The 18114-nt window shown below is 66.9% G+C and carries 14 protein-coding genes; 4 read left to right on the top strand and 10 right to left on the bottom strand.

Annotated elements, in window-relative coordinates; all coding sequences use genetic code 11:
- Nucleotides 1-27: 27 nt before the first annotated feature.
- The 3 genes from ABGA94_RS17315 to ABGA94_RS17305 all read right to left on the bottom strand — a co-directional run bounded on the left by ABGA94_RS17315 (nt 28) and on the right by ABGA94_RS17305 (nt 6199).
- Nucleotides 28-1431 (bottom strand): mannose-1-phosphate guanylyltransferase/mannose-6-phosphate isomerase, encoded by a 1404-nt coding sequence (locus ABGA94_RS17315; RefSeq protein ID WP_065179127.1) that lies wholly within the window; start codon nt 1429-1431, stop codon nt 28-30.
- Nucleotides 1432-1442: 11 nt separating this feature from the next.
- The gene (locus ABGA94_RS17310; RefSeq protein ID WP_065196222.1) at nt 1443-2789 is read right to left on the bottom strand and encodes a phosphomannomutase/phosphoglucomutase; all 1347 of its coding nucleotides are present in this window, start codon (nt 2787-2789) and stop codon (nt 1443-1445) included.
- A gap of 98 nt (nt 2790-2887) precedes the next feature.
- A complete protein-coding gene (locus tag ABGA94_RS17305; RefSeq protein WP_375367844.1) occupies nt 2888-6199 on the bottom strand; it encodes an SNF2-related protein in 3312 nt (1103 codons plus the stop codon).
- Nucleotides 6200-6359: 160 nt separating this feature from the next.
- Between ABGA94_RS17305 and ABGA94_RS17300 the strand changes: the two genes are divergently transcribed.
- Nucleotides 6360-7091, top strand: a complete 732-nt coding sequence (locus ABGA94_RS17300; RefSeq protein WP_134955496.1) for a CoA transferase subunit A — start codon at nt 6360-6362, stop codon at nt 7089-7091.
- A 1-nt stretch (nt 7092) separates the two neighbouring features.
- Nucleotides 7093-7725: a CoA transferase subunit B gene (locus ABGA94_RS17295; RefSeq protein ID WP_005415195.1), complete on the top strand. Its 633-nt coding sequence runs from the start codon at nt 7093-7095 to the stop codon at nt 7723-7725.
- A 38-nt stretch (nt 7726-7763) separates the two neighbouring features.
- Here ABGA94_RS17295 and ABGA94_RS17290 read toward each other — a convergent pair whose 3' ends face one another.
- Nucleotides 7764-9812 carry a glycoside hydrolase family 99-like domain-containing protein gene (locus ABGA94_RS17290; RefSeq protein ID WP_197599129.1) on the bottom strand — a complete coding sequence of 683 codons (2049 nt, stop codon included), beginning with the start codon at nt 9810-9812 and terminating at the stop codon, nt 7764-7766.
- Between the two features lie 118 nt (nt 9813-9930).
- Between ABGA94_RS17290 and ABGA94_RS17285 the strand changes: the two genes are divergently transcribed.
- Entirely contained in the window at nt 9931-10518 is a 588-nt protein-coding gene (locus ABGA94_RS17285; protein ID WP_188248437.1) for an alpha-ketoglutarate-dependent dioxygenase AlkB, read from the top strand.
- 74 nt (nt 10519-10592) lie between these two features.
- Here ABGA94_RS17285 and ABGA94_RS17280 read toward each other — a convergent pair whose 3' ends face one another.
- From ABGA94_RS17280 to ABGA94_RS17265, 4 genes are read right to left on the bottom strand one after another with little or no spacing between them, the layout of a single operon-like run.
- Entirely contained in the window at nt 10593-11234 is a 642-nt protein-coding gene (locus ABGA94_RS17280; protein WP_005415198.1) for an ABC-type transport auxiliary lipoprotein family protein, read from the bottom strand.
- A complete protein-coding gene (locus ABGA94_RS17275; protein ID WP_005415199.1) occupies nt 11231-12157 on the bottom strand; it encodes an MlaD family protein in 927 nt (308 codons plus the stop codon). The genes ABGA94_RS17280 and ABGA94_RS17275 overlap by 4 nt, the downstream gene beginning before the upstream one ends.
- 3 nt (nt 12158-12160) lie before the next feature.
- A complete protein-coding gene (locus tag ABGA94_RS17270; protein WP_061480218.1) occupies nt 12161-12988 on the bottom strand; it encodes an ABC transporter ATP-binding protein in 828 nt (275 codons plus the stop codon).
- A 1-nt stretch (nt 12989) separates the two neighbouring features.
- Nucleotides 12990-14111 (bottom strand): ABC transporter permease, encoded by a 1122-nt coding sequence (locus ABGA94_RS17265; RefSeq protein ID WP_065179137.1) that lies wholly within the window; start codon nt 14109-14111, stop codon nt 12990-12992.
- Nucleotides 14112-14203: 92 nt separating this feature from the next.
- On the opposite strand from ABGA94_RS17265, the gene ABGA94_RS17260 reads away from it, so the two are divergent.
- Nucleotides 14204-15463, top strand: coding sequence for a threonine/serine exporter ThrE family protein (locus tag ABGA94_RS17260; protein WP_005415202.1), 1260 nt, complete (start codon nt 14204-14206; stop codon nt 15461-15463).
- A 109-nt stretch (nt 15464-15572) separates the two neighbouring features.
- On the opposite strand, the gene ABGA94_RS17255 is transcribed toward ABGA94_RS17260, so the two are convergent.
- Nucleotides 15573-15956, bottom strand: coding sequence for an H-NS family nucleoid-associated regulatory protein (locus ABGA94_RS17255; protein ID WP_005415203.1), 384 nt, complete (start codon nt 15954-15956; stop codon nt 15573-15575).
- A 220-nt stretch (nt 15957-16176) separates the two neighbouring features.
- On the bottom strand, nt 16177-17880 hold the full coding sequence (locus ABGA94_RS17250; RefSeq protein WP_005415204.1) for a proline--tRNA ligase: 1704 nt from the start codon (nt 17878-17880) through the stop codon (nt 16177-16179).
- Between the last annotated feature and the right edge of the window lie 234 nt (nt 17881-18114).

The following is an 18114-nucleotide window of genomic DNA, read 5'->3' as shown; positions in this document are numbered from 1 at the left end:
GCAACCGGATCCGACCCCGGGCAAACCTCAACTGCGCCCGTAGGTATCCTCGAAGCGCACGATGTCATCCTCGCCGAGGTAGCTGCCGGACTGCACTTCGATCAGTTCCAGCGGCAGCTTGCCCGGGTTGCGCAGGCGGTGGGTCACGCCCAGCGGAATGTAGGTGCTCTGGTTCTCGCTGAGCAGGATCACTTCATCGCCACGGGTCACCTCGGCGGTGCCACTGACCACGATCCAGTGCTCGGCGCGATGGTGGTGCATCTGCAGGCTGAGCGTGCCACCGGGCTTGACCGTGATGCGCTTGACCTGGAAGCGCTCGCCGTTGTCGATCGAATCGTAGGCGCCCCACGGGCGATAGACCTTGCGATGCCAGGTGGCCTCGCTGCGGCCTTCGGCCTTCAGCTGTGCCACCACGGTCTTGACCTCCTGCATGCGGTCGGCTTTGCCGACCAGTACGGCATCGTCGGTCTCGACCACGATCACGTCATCGAGGCCGACCATGGCCACCAGGCGCTGGCCGTAGGCATAGGTATTGCGGCAGTCGATGGCGATCACGTCGCCCTGGTGGGCATTGCCATCGCCGTCCTGCTGCGAGACATCGCGCAGCGCAGTCCACGAACCGACATCGTTCCAGCCCGCATCCAGTGGAATCACCACCGCATCGGCGGTCTTCTCCATCACCGCGTAGTCGATCGAATCGGACGGAACGGCAGTGAAGGCGTCCTTGTCCAGGCGGGTGAAGTCGGCGTCGCGGCGGGCCTGCTGCCAGGCCTGGCGGCTGCCAGCCAGCATCGCGGGCTGGAAGCGTTCCAGCTCCTGCAGGTAGCGCGAGGCCTTGAACAGGAACATGCCACTGTTCCAGTAATACTGGCCGCTGCTGACATAGCCGGTCGCGGTATCCAGGTCGGGCTTCTCGACGAAGCGCTCGACCGCACGCAGGCCCTGGCCATCGGCGGCCTTGATGTAGCCGTAGCCGGTTTCCGGTCCGGTCGGCACGATGCCGAAGGTGACCAGCTTGCCGGCCTCGGCAGCGCCGGCTGCCGCCTGCACGGCGCTGCGAAATGCGGTCTCGTTGGTGATCACGTGGTCGGACGGCAGCACCAGCAGCAGGGCGTCGGCACCGTCGCGGGTGGCTTCCAGCGCGGCCACTGCGATCGCCGGGGCCGTGTTGCGGCCGACCGGCTCCAGGATGATCGCGGCCGGCTCGGCGCCAACCTGCTGCAGCTGCTCGGCGGCGACGAAGCGATGCTCTTCGTTGGCGATCACCAGCGGTCCGCGCGCGGCGATCGGCGCCACGCGCTTCCAGGTGGCCTGCAGCATCGTCAGTTCGCCCGCCAAGGGCAGGAACTGCTTCGGATACGCCTCGCGCGAAAGCGGCCACAGGCGGGTACCGGATCCACCGGACAGGATGACGGGCTGGATGCTGCTCATGCGTTCCTCGGTTACTGCTGGATGAGGCGGGAGATGTCGTCGGTGCGCGCCTGCATCAGCGCGGCATCGCCCCGGGCTTCGACATTCAGGCGCAGCAGCGGCTCGGTGTTGGAGCTGCGCAGGTTGAAGCGCCAGTCGCCGAAGTCGGCACTGATGCCATCGGTGTGGTCCAGCGTGGGCGACTGCGCCGCGAAGTGCTCCATCACGCGCGCGACGGCGGCCTTGGCATCGCTGACCTTGAAATTGATTTCGCCGCTGCAGGGGTAGGCAGCCATGCGGTCTTCGACCCAATCGGCCAGCGAGCGCCCGCTTTCGGAAACCAGCTGGGCGATCAGCAGCCACGGGATCATGCCCGAGTCGGCATAGGCGAACTCGCGGAAATAGTGGTGGGCGCTCATCTCGCCGCCGTACACCGCGTCTTCGGCGCGCATCTTTTCCTTGATGAAAGCGTGGCCGCTCTTGCACTGCACCGGTACGCCGCCGGCCTGTTCGACCATGTCCACGGTGTTCCAGACCAGGCGCGGGTCGTGCACGACCTTGCCGCCGGGGTTGCGCGCCAGGATTGCCTTGGCCAGCAGGCCGACCAGGTAGTAGCCCTCGATGAAGCGGCCGGTGTGGTCGAAGAAGAAGCAACGGTCGAAGTCACCATCCCAGGCAATGCCGAAATCGGCGCCGTGTTCGCGCACCGCGTCGGCAGTGGCGGCGCGGTTCTCCGGCAGCAGCGGGTTGGGAATGCCGTTGGGGAAGCTGCCGTCCGGTTCGTGGCAGATGCGGATGAACTCGAACGGCAGGTGCGGTGCCAGCAGGTCGACGATGGCACCGGCGCCGCCGTTGCCGGCGTTGACCACCAGCTTCAGTGGGCGCAGCTTGCCAGCATCGACATAGCTCAGCAGATGCTGGATATACGCGCTCTTGTCGTGCCGGGCGCTCTGCGCGGCACGCGGCGGTTGCGCCTCGGACGTGTCGGCGGCGACCGCATCGGAAATCGCGAACAGGCCGGTATCGGAGCTGATCGGCCGCGCGTTCTCCTTGACCAGCTTCATGCCGTTGTAGTCCATCGGGTTGTGGCTGGCGGTGACCATCACGCCGCCGGCCGCGCCCAGATGGTCGGTCTGGAAATAGACTTCTTCCGTGCCGCACAGTCCGATGTCGATCACCTCGCGCCCGGTACCGCGCAGGCCTGCGGCCAATGCATCCTGCAGCGCGGGGCTGGTCAGGCGCACATCATGGCCGAGGACCACTGGACCGGGAGCGAGCTGCGCGGCCAAGGCGACGCCGATGCGGCGGGCCAGGTCTTCGTTCAGTTCTTCCGGCACACGGCCGCGGATGTCATAGGCCTTGAAGGCGGGCAGAGGCATTGATAGGGATCCTTGGGGAACTCAGCCCACGATTGTAGTCCCAGTCCTGTATGGGAATCGTTTCCATGCCGCAACGCCACGTGACTGGCGTCCGAGGGTCAGGTTCGCGTCGACCGCTTGCCCGCTTTACGCAAACGCTTGCCGGGCAGGCCCGGCAACGGCGCCAGCAGCGCCTGCACGTCTTCTTCGCTGAAGCGCGGCCCCGTAGCGCCGCCGCCTTCGAGAATGGAGTCGGCCAGCGTGGCCTTGCGCTCCTGCAGCTCGGCAATCCGTTCTTCGATGCTGCCTGCGGCGATCAGCCGGTAGACGAACACCGGCTGCTGCTGGCCGATCCGATGGGCGCGATCGCTGGCCTGGTTTTCGGCCGCTGGGTTCCACCACGGGTCGAAGTGGATGACGGTATCGGCGGCGGTCAGGTTCAACCCGACGCCACCTGCCTTCAGGCTGATCAGGAATACCGGCACTTCGCCCTGCATGAAGCGCTGCACGGGCGTGGCCCGGTCCTGGGTGTCGCCGGTCAGGGTCACGTAGGCCAGGCCCAGATCATCCAGCGCCTGCGCGATCAACGCCAGCATGCCGGTGAACTGCGAGAACAACAGGATGCGCCGGCCCTCCTCGACCATCGACGGCAGCATCTCACGCAGCAGGTCCAGCTTGGCTGAGCCCGCATTGCGCGCCGGGGCATCACCAGGCAGCAGGCGCGGATCGCAGCAGACCTGGCGCAACTTCAGGAGTGCATCCAGCACCACGATATGGCTGCGCGCCAGTCCGCTGCCGCTGATGGCCTCGCGCACCTGCTTTTCCATCGCTGCGCGCACGGTTTCATAGAGATCACGCTGGCCGCCCTCCATTTCCACCGCGCGGGTAATGAGAGTCTTGGGCGGAAGCTCTGACGCCACCTGGTCCTTGCGCCGGCGCAGGATGAACGGACGCAGCCGTTGCGCCAGCAACGTGGCGCGGCGGTGGTCGCTGCCGCGTTCGATCGGATGGCGCCAATGCTGGTTGAACTGTTTCTCGCTGCCTAGCAGGCCGGGCAGCAGGAAGTCGAACTGCGTCCACAGTTCGCCCAGGTGGTTTTCCAGCGGCGTGCCGGTCAGGCACAGCCGGTGGCGCGCCTGCAGCGTGCGCAGGGTGATGGCCGCGCGTGACTTCGGATTCTTCACCTGCTGGGCTTCATCCAGAATCAGCAGATGGTAGGCATGTGCCTGCAGCGCCTGCTCGTCGCGCCACAGCAGAGGGTAGGTGGTCAGTACAAGGTCGTGCCCGGGAATCGCCTCGAACAGCGTTTCACGTGCCGGCCCGTGCAGGGTCAGCACGCGCAGGCCCGGGGTGAAGCGTGCCGCTTCGTTCTGCCAGTTGTGCAGCAGCGAAGTGGGCACCACCAGCAGCGCCGGACGGTCCAGGCGACCGGTTTCCTTCTCGACCAGCACATGCGCCAGCGTCTGCACGGTTTTGCCCAGGCCCATGTCATCGGCCAGCACGCCCCCCAGGCCCTGCTGGCGCAGGTACTGGAGCCACGACAGTCCTTCGCGCTGATAGGGACGCAGCGTCGCCACCAGCCCTGCCGGCGGCGGCACTTCACCCAATGCGGGTGCCTGCATCAGCCGCTGCACCAGCGCCTGGGTGTCCTTGCGCCCCCGGAACTGCAGGCGCGCCGTGTCCTGCAGCGCCTGCAGGCGGCCACGGTCAAGCGCAGACAGGCGCAGCGGCGCGCCACGCTGGGCGAACAGGTCCGCCAACAGGGCCATGATCGGCTTCAGTCGTGCGGCCCGCAATGCCAGGCGCGTGTTGTCGCCCGTCGTCAACAGGATGTTCTCATCGTCGCCGATGGCGTCCAGCTGGCCACGCATCCAGCGGGGATCGGACTGCAGCACCTGTTGCAGCAGCGGAACCATCGACACGTTGCGGCCTTCCACCTGGATGTCCAGGCCCAGGCGGAACCAGCCCGCATCCGCCGGGTCCGCCTGGATGTCCAGGTCGATCTCATCCACCCAGGTGATGCGATGGCGGAAATCGTCGTCCGTCTCCACCTTCCAGCCCAAGGCTTCCAGGCGCGGCACGTCGTCCAGCAGAAACCGTGTCCAGTCATGGGTGCGCAGCTGGAACTGAGGTCCAGCGCCCTCCAATGGCGCCCGCGGGGCCGTGTCGCGATATAGCCCCACCGTGCGCAGCTCGGCCTCGCGGCGTGATTCCTCAGCCAGGTCGCGAGGCAGCAGCGCAAGCTGGCCCTCCGGATCGTGTGCGAACAGGCTCGGATCATCCAGGAACCGGATGTGCTCGCCGTATTCGAAGGCCACGGTCGCGACATCGGCCCACTGCGAAGGGTCGCGGCGGCCAAGCCATGCCGGCCGGAACTCGATCGTATGCAGGCGCAGCACGGGAATCATCGAGGTGATCTGCAGGGTGGGCAGCGTGTCGCTTGCACCGGGGCGCGGCAGCGCAGAGTCGATCTGCTGCAGCATCTGTGCGACCACCGACGCTTCATTGGGTAACAAACTGGGCAGGCTCAGGAAGGCGTCGGCGTCCTCGGGCCTGACATCCAGCAGCAGTGGGCCGACCTCGCCGGTGACCGGATCCAGATAGCACGCGCTCCGGCCCAGGACCATGCCTCTGGCGCCGCCCTCCACGCTCAACGTGGGTTCCAGCAGCGTCGCGCCCTGCGCCATGTCAACGGCCCAGCCCAGTTCGCCGCGGCGTGGAGCGCCCGACCGGGCCGGCACGTCCTGCGTACCGCATGAGACCCAGCCATGGCCGCTTGAGACGATCAGCTGCAGGGTGGCCGCGAAGTCGATCCATTCGTCTTTCGTCGCGGGCTGCCGCTGGGTGCGTAGCTGGATCATCACCGCCAGATCAGTCGGGGTGAGGTATGCGGGGGGCTCCAGCAGCAGGTCTGCGGTGATATCCATCCACTTGCCCGGGTTGATCGCACCATCGGCACCGTACTTGACGCGCCGGACCAGCACGGCGGGGCGATGGTTGTAGGTGGACAGTTCGAAGATGACACCGTTCCGGCGTGGCGGAGCCGGCTGGATCCGGGTGCTCTGCCAACGCGAGAGATCCGCCAGCAATTCAGCACGCGGCGGTTGCGCCAGGTCCTGTACGGTCAGGGGGCTCTCATCCATGGCCAGCGGTTCCAGCATGTGGGAGACCAGCACCGCCGCCACATGCTTGCAGGCGCGGCCGACGGGGCAGGAGCAGGCACTCTGCAGGCGGCTGCGCGCGGTGCGCATACTGGCGGCCAGATCGATCTCCACGTGGTAGGGATGCTTGGCCGAACCTTGCACCTCGGCCGTCAGCAGACCCTCGCGAAGTTGCCGGTTGCGCACGCCACCCAGGCACTGCTCGCTTTTCTGCAGTGTCCATTCGTCGATCCAGCGGAACAGGTCTTCGTCGGTGAAGGTCAGCGTCATCGTAGATGGACGGGCGCAGGCGATGAGGCACCCTTCTGGGTGGAATCAGCCATTCTACCCAATGCCCGCCCGGCGCTTCGTCAATGCTGCGGCGCATCCAGGCCCTTCGCCGCCCTCCAGCTAGAATGCTGTCATCCTCAACGTGCAGGGCAGTACAGCAATGCAGCAATCGACTTCCAGCGGCAAGCGCAGCAAGCGCTACGCCAGTGCGGCGGAGGCCTTGCAGGGCGTGGTCGCCCACGGCCAGACCCTGGCCGTGGGCGGCTTTGGCTTGTGCGGCATTCCCGAGGCGCTGATCGCTGCGCTGCGCGACAGCGGCGTCAAGGACCTGACCGTGATCTCCAACAATGCCGGCGTCGATGGCTTCGGCCTGGGCCAGCTGCTGGAAACGCGGCAGATCAAGAAGATGATTTCGTCCTACGTGGGCGAGAACAAGGAATTCGAGCGGCAGTTCCTGGCCGGTGAGCTGGAGCTGGAATTCAACCCGCAGGGCACCCTGGCCGAGCGCCTGCGTGCCGGCGGCGCGGGCATCCCCGCGTTCTTCACTGCCACCGGCTACGGCACGGTGGTGGCCGAGGGCAAGGAAACCCGCGAATTCGACGGCAAGCACTACGTGATGGAGACCGCGTTGCGCGCCGACGTGGCGCTGGTCAAGGCCTGGAAGGCCGACGAGGCTGGCAACCTTGTGTTCCGCAAGACCGCGCGCAACTTCAACCCGGCCTGCGCGATGGCCGGCAAGGTCTGCATCGTGGAAGTGGAAGAGGTGGTGCCGGTCGGCGCCATCGACCCGGACCAGGTGCACCTGCCGGGCATCTATGTGCACCGCATCGTGCACAACCCGCATCCTGAAAAGCGAATCGAACAGCGCACCATCCGCGCGGAGGGCAACTGACATGGCGTGGACCCGTGACGAGATGGCGGCACGCGCTGCCCAGGAGCTGACCGACGGCGCCTACGTGAACCTGGGCATCGGCCTGCCGACGCTGGTTGCCAACCACATTCCCGAAGGCGTGGACGTATGGCTGCAATCGGAGAACGGCCTGCTCGGCATCGGCCCGTTCCCGACCGACGCTGAAGTTGACGCCGACCTGATCAATGCCGGCAAGCAGACCGTCACCGCGCGTGCCGGTGCCAGCTACTTCGGCAGCCACGACAGCTTCGCGATGATCCGCGGTGGCCATGTGAACCTGGCCATCCTTGGTGCCATGCAGGTGACCGACAAGGGCGACCTGGCCAACTGGATGGTGCCCGGCAAGATGGTCAAGGGCATGGGCGGCGCCATGGACCTGGTGGCTGGCGTGCAGCGTGTGGTGGTGCTGATGGAGCACACGGCCAAGAACGGCGAGCACAAGATCCTGGCCGAATGCACGCTGCCGTTGACGGGTGTTGGTGTGGTCGACCGCATCATCACCGACCTGGCCGTGTTCGACGTGACCGATACTGGTCTGCAGCTGGTGGAAGCCGCGCCGGGCGTCAGCGATCAAGAGCTGAAGGAAAAGACCGGCGTTGCGTTCCAGCGCGACTGATCGATACGGGCGAGGGGGCGCGTTGTGCCCCCTCCATGTCAGCTGCGTCGGGCGTAGGCGTACTCGTCGCTGCTGGCATCGGCCTCGCCGAGGCAGGCTGCGGCTGTCGTGATGCGCAGTCCAGCGTGTTCACAGCACGCACCCAATACACGTTCAACGGCATGGGCCAGTGTTCCATCGATCTGGCCCTGCTCGATGTCGAATGCGCTGCGATACAGGTGCGCGTCCAATAATGGGCGCAGGGCCTGAAGCCGCCACCAGCCCATACTGCCGGCGCCGAATCGACTGGTGTCCACGGGGGGGGGCAGTCCAAGCCGCGCCTGCAGCCGTGCCAGTAGGGGGCCATTGCCACCGACGAATTCGGCAACGGGAAGCAGATGCCCTTCGGCCACCACCATGCCCAGTCCGGGGTCGGCCTGGAAGGCGGCAAGGATGCGTGCGGCGCGTCCGCCCTGTACCAGCCGTTGCAGTAGTTCCTGCCGCCATTGGTCGCCATCTGCGCGATGGGTTGAGCGTTTCGTGTGCAGTTTCAGCACCACTTCGTGCCCTGCCTGGAGGAGCCGTTCGGCGACCTCCAGGAACGGCAGGATGTCGCGACCGTGATTGTCCACGGCCACCACCTCACCCTCAAGTCCGTGTGCCACCAGGGCCTGCCGAACCTGATCGATCTGCGTAACCGGCGTGGTCACTACGATTGTCCAGTCCAGTGCTGCCTCGCGCAGCGCGGACAGCACCTCCGGCAGCGTTTCCAGGTACCAGGCATGGAGATGTACTGCCGGTGCCGGACGCGGTGCCGGCGCCGGCAACAGCGCCTCACGGGTGGCCTGCAGCCAGGCATGGCCGAGGCGGGCATCCGGTTCCAGCACGGCACCTTCAGCCCACTCGTTCCAGGCGTTTATGAACACCAGTCGCTGCGCCTGCGGTGCTGCGGAGAGGCGTTCATGGATCGTGGTGCGCAACCAGTCACGGTAACCACGTGGTGAAGCGTGCAGGTACACGCGGCCGCGACCGGAACGTCGGGCCTCGTTGTCCCAACCGGGGTTGACCCCGGGATAGAGCGGGTAATCGGGCAGCGGACGGGCGGCGATTCCGCTGGCCAGTTCGCGCCAGTCGCGCACGTCGCCATTGAAGTCGGGATTGAGCAGCCACTGCTGCGCCGAAAGTGAGCGCGGATTACTCATGTTGGGCGGGAACTCGACCGCCGCATCGAATCCGATGTCGCGCGGGTCGGGGCGCTCGAAGCCCTGGACGTAGGCCAGGTGGATCTCGCCTACACCGTTGTCGCGGCACCAGCGGCGCCAGCGCTCGGCAGTCGCACTGGCGTCGGGCAGCAGGTTCGGGCGATAGACCAGCAGCATCGGCCGCCCCTCGACCTTCAATGCACGGCGGTCGCGCAGGTAGGGCGCGACATGTGCGATGAAGGCCAGATCGTCCTCAGCGCTGTGCTGCTGGCCGATCAGGATATCGTCGTCGCGGCCGTCCCAGCGTCGCGCCCAGTTTTCATTGGCCCAGCACAGGCAGAACTGCAGTTCGATGCTGTCGTCGGCCAGCCATTGGCGCAGCGGGTCTTCCATCAGCGTGCGGCCGCTGAACCAGTAGTAATAGAAGCAGAACGCGCCGATGCCATGCTCGGCGGCAAGCTGCGCCTGGTCACGCATCACCTGCGGGTTGCGCAGGTCATAGAAACCCAGATCGGCCGGAAGCCGCGGTTGGATGTGGCCTTCGAACTGTGGCAGCGCTCGGGTGACGTTGCGCCATTCGGTGAAGCCCTTGCCCCACCAAGCGTCATTCTCTGGGAAGGTGTGGAACTGCGGGAGGTAGAACGCGACCAGCGTGGCGGGCATCGGCTCCGGCAGCGCGGCCTTCTGGTGCCGGCGGTAGCCGATCGCGGCCTCGTCGGCGCGCCAGCGCAGTTGCGCGCTGGCCCGCAGCCCGCCCGTGCCCTGCTGTCCCTTCGGTGGCGGGGGCACCCAGTCGCCGTGCCGGGCCAGCCAGCGGGTACGCAGGCGGTCGCGCTGTGCCTGCGACAGCGGCAAGGCGCGGAACACGGCGCGCAGCAACGGGAACAGTGATTGACGCACGCTCATCGGGCGAGTACCCGCAACTGGTGGCAATCGGACGGTATCGGCATCTGGGCAACGGTCATGGAGCCATTTTCAGTGCTGGCGGCGATGACGGCAAACGCCGCCGTGCTAGCGTGTGAACATGCTGTTCCCCCACGACCTGCCCGACGCCGACGTCCAGCACCTGCCGGGCTGGCTGGCCGCTGCCGACGCCGACCAGCTCATGGGGGCGTTGCAGGCCGACGTGCGGTGGGAGGTCCACCGCATCCGGATGTTCGGCAACTGGGTGGATTCGCCGCGGCTGAGCTGCTGGATCGGCGACCCGCAGGCGCGCTACCGCTACTCCGGTGCCGAGTTCGTGCCGCATCCGTGGCCGCCTGTGTTGCAGGCCGTGCGCGAGCGCCTGCGGGCCGAAGGCTACGGCCGCTTCAACAGCGTGCTGCTGAACCGCTATCGCGGCGGCGGCGACTACATGGGCTGGCACAGCGATGACGAGCCGGAGCTGGGGCCGGCCCCGGTGATCGCGTCGCTGAGCCTGGGTGCGGCGCGCCGTTTCCTGCTGCGCCGACGCGACGATCCGGCGCGCAAGGCCGAGTTCGTGCTTGGCCATGGTGACCTGCTGCTGATGGCCGGGCAGACCCAGCGCTTCTACCAGCACGCGTTGCCGAAGATGACGCGGGTGCAGGGCGAGCGCATCAACCTGACGTTCCGCTGGATTACCCCACGTTGACGAAGAAGGGGTCAGATCTTTTCCGGCAGGAAAGGGATCTGACCCCGCAACCACGTGCCCGGCGAATGCGGAGATCAGCGTGCAACGTTCGGCTGGTCGGCCTGGCCGCTGGTCAACGTCCAGCCCACCATGTCCTGCGCCAGCTGCTGCAGGCCACGCTCGAACGCCGCGGTCACCGCCGGTATGTCGGTGCTGCCGACCGGCTGCGCCTGGCGGAAGGTGCGGTCGGCCACCACGCGCTGGTCGGCGACATGGATCAGCTTGGCGCTGACCTCGATCACCACGGTCGGCGTGGCCTGGCCCTGGTAATCCGATTCGAAGCGGCGCACGTCGGTGGACAGCTTGTAGTCGGCGCGGATGCCGGCAGTGCTGCGGGCCACGCCGCGGATGCGGCCGGAATCCTCGAAGCCACGCAGCAAAGTGTCCTCGATCATGTCGGTGGCCGGCTGCGCCCAGCTGGCCCCCTTGTAGATCTCAAGCTGGGAGGGTGTCGGCCGCACATTGATGCGCGGGCTGTCGACCATGCGCGCGGCGCTGGGCTTGGCCAGCACCAGCTGCCAGCTGGCCTGCGGCCACGCCGGGTCCGCCTTGACCTGCACGGACGGCGAGTACAGCGTCACCGCGGTTTTCTCGCTGCTGCCGAGGATGGAGCAGCCGCCCAGCAGGGTGACCATCGAAGCGGCCAGCAGCAGGCGCGGAAGGGTGGTCGGGCTCATTTGGGTTCGAACTCCTTCGGTGCGTCGCGGCCCAGCAGGTAGCGCGCGGGGTTGTTCTCGAGGCGGTCGCTGACCCGGCGCAGGTCGCGGATCAGGCCGCGCAGTTCGGTCAGCGTCGGGCCCAGCTGGCCAAGGCCATCGTTGGCAAAGCTGTTGATCGCGGCGCGGTTCTCGCCAAGGATCGAATCGGCGTTGCCGGCGGCCGAATCGAGCTTGGCCAGGGTCGTGTCGAGCTTGTCGATGATGCCGGGCAGCTGCTGCACCAGGTTCCTGTCCAGGCGCTCGATGGTGCCGTTGGTGGTCTTCAGCGTGGTGTCCAGGCTGCGGGCGGCATCGCGCGCGCTGAGCAGCAGCGCCTGCGTACCCTGGTCACGGTCGGCCAGGCCACCACTGATCGTCTCCAGGTTGGCCAGCGTCGCGTTGATCGAGGCCACGTTGCGGTCGCTGAGGATCTGGTCCATGCGCTCGACGATGCGGTTGGCCACGTCGGTGATGTTCTGCAGCGCCGAGGGCGTGGTCGGGATGATCGGTGCCGGATCCTTGTTGACCGTGGTCAATGCCGGCGACTGCGGCGTGCCGCCGCTGAGCTGGATGATCGACGGGCCGGTCAGGCTGGTGATCGCCAGCTTGGCGCGGGTATCGGTCTTGACCGGCGTGTTGGAGTTCAGGCGGATGCGCGCGACCACCTGGCGCGGGTCGTCCGGCACCAGGTTCAGTTCGGTGATCGAGCCCACCGCGATGCCGTTGTACTGCACCGGGCTGCCCACCGACAGGCCGGTCACCGCTTCGCGGAACACCACGCGGTACTCCTGCCAGGTGCGGTCGGAGGAGTACTTGGCCGCCCACAGGCCGAAGGCCAGCAGGGCCAGGCCGGTGATCAGGGTGAACGCGCCGATCAGCACGTAGTTGGCTTTGGTTTCCATGGCTCAGGCACTCTCGATCTGTTCGCCACGCGCGGCGCGCGCGCGGGGTCCGTGGAAGTATTCCTGGATCCACGGATGATCCAGTTTCTCGATGTCGGGCAGCGGCGCATTGGCCACCACCCTGCGGTCGGCCAGCACGGCGACGCGATCGCAGATGGCGTACAGCGTGTCCAGGTCGTGGGTGATCAGGAACACGGTCAGCCCCAGCGCTTCCTGCAGCGTCTTGATCAGGCGGTCGAACGCGGCCGCGCCGATCGGGTCGAGCCCGGCGGTGGGTTCGTCCAGGAACAGCAACGGCGGATCCAGCGCCAGCGCCCGGGCCAGGCCGGCGCGCTTGCGCATGCCGCCGGACAGCTGCGAAGGCAGCTTGTTGATCGCGTCGGCAGGCAGGCCGGCCAGTTTCACTTTCAGCAGCGCCAGTTCGTAGTGCCAGCGCTCGGGCAGTTCGCGGTGGTGTTCCTTCAATGGAACCTGGACGTTCTCACCCACGGTCAGCGACGAGAACAGGGCACCGTCCTGGAACAGCACGCCGGTATTGCGTTCGATGTGCAGGCGGCTCTCGGCGTCGTCGGCACGCGCATCGCGGCCGAGGACTTCGATCTGCCCAGCATCCGGCACACGCAGGCCGAGGATCGAGCGCATCAGCACCGACTTGCCGGTGCCGGAGCCGCCGACCACGCCCAGGATTTCGCCGCGGCGTACGTCCAGATCCAGGTCTTCGTGCACGGTCTGGCTGCCGAACCGGTTGACCAGGCCACGCACGCGGATGGCCAGTTCGTGGCCCTGGTCGTCGCGCATGTCGATGGATTCGGGGAGGGCGGATGTGCTCATGTCACCAGTCCATGTGCATGAACCACAACGCCGCGAAGGCGTCGATGATGATCACCAGCGAGATCGTCTGCACCACGCTGGAGGTGGTGCGCTCGCCGACCGACTGCGCGGTGCCCTCGACCTTCAGGCCCTCCAGGCAGCCGATCAGGCCGATCACCAGGGCGAATACCGGCGCCTTCGACAGGCCCACCAGCAGGTGCCGCACTTCCATCGTCTCGTGCATGCGCGCGATGTACATCTGCGGCGGGATGTCGAGGTCGAACGCACCGACGGTGATGCCGCCGGCCAGGCCGGCGATCATCGCGATGAAGGTCAGCAAGGGCAGGGTGACCAGCAGGGCGAGCAAGCGTGGCAGCACCAGCAGGTCGACCGGGTCCAGGCCCAGCGTACGCATCGCATCGATCTCCTCGCGTGCCTTCATCGCACCGATCTGCGCGGTGAACGCGCTGGCGGTACGTCCGGCCAGCACGATCGCGGTCAGCAGCACCGCGAACTCGCGCAGGAAAGCGATGTTGACCAGCTCGACCACGTAGATCTCGGCGCCGAAGTCGCGCAGGATGGTCGAGCCGAGGAACGCGATCACCGCACCCACCAGGTAGGACAACAGCGCCACCAGCGGCACCGCATCCAGCCCGACCTGCTCCATCTGATGCACGGTGGCGGTCAGCCGGAAGCGGCGGGGTTCCTTGACCAGCCGCGCCGCCTTGACCAGGTTCTCGCCGAGGAAACTGCACAGGGCCTTGATGTTGTGGCCGGTGGCGTGGACGCTGACACCCAGCCGCTCAAGCGCGGCCAGCACGCCGAAATCGCGCTTGGCCTTGGGCCGGTCATCGGCCACTTCCTCGATGGTGCACACCAGCGCCTGGTGGTCCGGCCGGAACTGCAGCGCGTCTTCGTGGAGATCGGCGCGATGGGCCACGCGCAGCACCTGCAGCACGCCGGCCGAATCGAGCTGCTCGATGCCGGTGGCATCGATGCCGGTCAGCGCGTCGGGAACGCCGCGCAGGACTTCGGCCGCGGCCAGCGCGGTCTTCAAGGTCCAGGTGCCGGACAGGCGGATCAGGCCCGGGTCGTGGGCATCCTGTTCGAGCTGGGGGGCGAGGTTCGGGGTGACGTGGGCCATTCGGGTCGCAGCATAACCGTTCTGTATCGGGCTTCGCGTCGAACTTGGATGAATTTCTCCGGTGGGCCCCAGCGTAGGTAATACTACGGCGCATGTCCGCAGATGCTCACACGATCCCCACGCCCCAGGCCACCTACGCACAGCGCGTGGCCTTCGTTTCCGAGATCGCCGGACGCCTGCACAGCTATGGCACCACGGCCCAGCGCCTGGAAACGGCGGTGGTTGCACTGGCCCGCCAGCTCGATCTGGATTGTGAACCGTGGTCGAATCCCACCGGCATCATCCTCAGCTTCAGCGATCCGGCCCAGGCGATCGGCTCCAGCGACATCACCCGCGTGATCCGCCTGGCACCGGGTGAGAACGACCTGCACAAGCTCAGCGTTGCCGACCACATCGCCGAAGAAGTGTCCAACGGGCGGATGAGCATCGCCCAGGGCCACACTGCGCTGCGCCAGCTGGACAAGGATCCGGGCCGGCGCGGCAAGCTGCGCACCATCCTGTCGTTCAGCCTCGGCGCGGCGGGCGTGGCGGGCATGTGGAAGCTGCCGTGGCTGGACATCGCCACCGCCGGTGTCATCGGCCTGATGATCGGCCTGCTCGGCATGGTCACCGATCGCCGCCCGGCCACCCGCGAAGCCGCCGAGGCACTGGCCGCGCTGCTGGCCGGCATGGTCGCCACCCTGGTCGCGTCGTTCATTGGTGCGCTCAACCTCAATACGGTGATCATCGCCTCGCTGGTGGTGCTGCTGCCCGGCATGTCGCTGACCAATGCGGTCAATGAGCTGGCCAGCCAGCACTGGGTATCGGGTACCGCGCGCTTTGCCGGCGCGCTGACCACCATCATGAAGCTCAGCGTCGGCGCGATGATCGCGGTGACCCTGGCCGATGTGCTCGGCCTGGATCCGGTGATCCGGGCCGCGCGGCCGCAGGGGCCGTGGGTGGAATGGGGCTCGCTGCTGACCGCCGCATTTGCCTTCGCGATGCTGTTCAAGGCCAATCGCCGCGATTATCCGTGGGTGATTGCCGCCTCGGTGGCCGGTTATGCGATCTCCAAGTTCGGCGGCCACGCCTGGGGCGCACCGGCCGGTATCTTCCTGTCGGCAATGCTGCTGACCGCCGGTGGCAACCTGTTCGGACGCCTGGTCGGGCGTCCGGGCGCGATCATCCGCCTGCCGGGCATCATCATGATGGTGCCCGGCAGCACCAGCCTGCGTGGCGTGCTGACCCTGGTCCAGCAGCAGGACGTGGGCGCCGGCCAGAGCGTGTTTCTCACCGTTCTGAACGTGGTGATGGCGCTGGTGGCGGGCCTGCTGTTCGGTAACCTGCTGATGCCGGCGCGCAAGACACTGTAGAGCCGAGCCCATGTTCGGCTTTGCATATGGATAGCCGAGCGTGGGCTCGGCTCAACATACAGGAAACGCCGGCTTTCGCCGGCGTTTTTCATTGCTCCCCGATCCGGCCTCAGGCCTTCTTGATCAGGAAATCTTCCGGCTTCTTGTTGCCCTTGGCGGTCAGTTCAGCCATCCAGCGCGGCTGCTTGCCACGGCCGGTCCAGGTTTCCTTGGGGTTGGCCGGGTTGCGGTACTTCGGGGCAACCTTGCCCAGCTTGCGGCCGGCGGTCTTCGACGGTGCCTTGGCGACCTTGGCCACCTTGCGCGCGCGCGGGGCCGGGGCGTCGCCGAACAGTTCCTCGATGGTGTAGCCCTCGGTCTTGGCCAGCTTGGTCAGCTGGGCGCGCACCTTGGTGATCGGCCGGCGCTTGGCGACGATGGTCTGCTGCTTCTTGGCGGTACGGATCAGGGCGCCCAGCTCGCGTGCTGACAGGCCGGTCAGGTCAATGCTCATTTACGGTTACTCCGGAAACTAATGTGTGGACGGGACAAGCCAGTCCATGGCGTCGGCGGACAGAATAGAGATGAATTAATCACAGCACAAATGCAGGCAGGACATGCCGTGGCGGCATACCAGCGCCGTGGCGGCGATTTTGACCGGATTATGTCCGCTGCAATATCGGCGAAGGCCGCGGGCAGAAAAAAAAGACCGGGGCAGGCCCGGTCTTTCCACGTCAGCCCTGCAGTCGCTGCAGCAGGGTGGCCTTGTCCAGGCTCTCCGCCTCGCTGGCGCGGCGCGCGCGGTACTCGTAGGTGCCGGCGGCCAGGCCGCGTTCGCTGACCACCACGCGGTGCGGGATGCCGATCAGTTCCATGTCGGCGAACATCGCGCCCGGGCGCAGGCCGCGATCGTCGAGCGCGGCGTCCAGGCCGGCGTCGCGCAGCTCCTGCAGCAGGTTGGCTGCAGCGTCGGCCACGGCGGCATCGCCCTTCGGGTTGATCACGCACACCACGACCTGCCACGGCGCCATCGCGTCCGGCCAGATGATGCCGGCATCGTCATGGTTCTGTTCGATCGCGGCAGCCACCACGCGCGAGATACCGATACCGTAGCAGCCCATCGCCATCACCGCCGCCTTGCCGTTTTCATCCAGCACGGTGGCATCCAGCGCTTCGGCGTACTTGCGGCCGAGCTGGAACACGTGGCCGACTTCGATGCCACGGGCGATCTTCAGTTCACCGCCGTCCACGGCACGATCGCCGGCACGCACGTTGCGGATGTCGGCCACTTCCGGTTCCGGCAGGTCGCGGCCCCAGTTGACGCCGGCCAGGTGGAAACCGGCCTCGTTGGCGCCGACGACGAAGTCGGCCATTGCCGCCACTTCGCGATCGGCGACCACGCGGATGGCCTTGGCCGGCGCGACCGGGCCGAGGAAGCCTGGCACGCTGCCCAGGTGCTCGGCGATTTCCGCCTCGCTGGCGAAGCGTTGCTCGTCCAGCCCGGCCACCTTGGCCAGCTTGATCTCATTGACCTCATGGTCGCCACGCACCAGCACCAGCACGAACTGCTGTGCCTCGCCTTCGCCGGCGATCAGTGCCACCGACTTCACCGTGCGCTGCAGGTCGATGCCGAGCAGGGCCGCGACGTCCTCGCAGGTCTTCTGGGTGGGGGTATCCACCTTGCGCATTGTTTCGGTGGCGGCCGCACGCGGTGCCGGATCGGCGGCGATCGCCGCCTCCATGTTCGCCGCGTAGTCCGAACCGGTGGAGAACACCAGCGCGTCTTCGCCGGAATCGGCGATCACGTGGAATTCCTGCGAGGCATCGCCGCCGATCGCGCCGGAGTCCGCCTGCACCATGCGGAAGTCCAGGCCGAGGCGGGTGAAGATGCGGCTGTAGGCCGACTTCATGTTCTCGTATTCGCGCACCAGGCACTCATCGTGCAGGTGGAACGAATAGGCGTCCTTCATCAGGAACTCGCGCGCGCGCATCACGCCGAAGCGCGGGCGGATCTCGTCGCGGAACTTGGTCTGCACCTGATAGAAGTTCACCGGCAGCTGCTTGTAGCTGGACAGCTCGCTGCGCGCGAAGTCGCAGGCGGCTTCTTCGGCGGTCGGGCTGTAGCAGAACACCTGGTCCTTGCGGTCCTTGATCTTCAGCAGCTGCGGGCCGAACTTCTGCCAGCGGCCGGTCTGCTCCCACAGTTCCTTCGGCTGGATGGTCGGGATCTGGAATTCCACGGCACCGGCCCGGTCCATTTCCTCGCGCACGATGCGCTCGACCTTGCGCAGCACGCGCAGGCCCAGCGGCGACCAGGTGTACAGGCCCGATGCCAGCTTGCGGATCATGCCCGCGCGCAGCATCAGCCGGTGGCTGGTCAGCTCGGCGTCGCTGGGGGTTTCCTTGGTGGTGTGCAGGTGGAACTGGGAGAGGCGCATCGTCGGCTTCGGATAACGGCAGAGATCTCTATTCTGCCAGCCCGGCCGGGGGGAGGGGTATCGGCAGGGCTGCGCCCTGCACCCGCCGTAGTGCCGGCCGCTGGCCGGCAACCTCAGAAGCAACAGCCGAAGCAACAGCGGGTTTCCCGTGGGATGGCGGGGTGGGTCCGGTTGCGGGAGACGCCGTAAACCCATCCATGGGGGCTTGGCCGCGGCATCCATGCCGCGGACACT

The sequence above is a fragment of the Stenotrophomonas sp. 3diitr2024 genome, assembly GCF_042136455.1.
Classification (GTDB): domain Bacteria; phylum Pseudomonadota; class Gammaproteobacteria; order Xanthomonadales; family Xanthomonadaceae; genus Stenotrophomonas; species Stenotrophomonas sepilia.
Note: the sequence above shows the minus strand (reverse complement) of the source record. Positions and strands in the feature narration are given on the sequence as shown.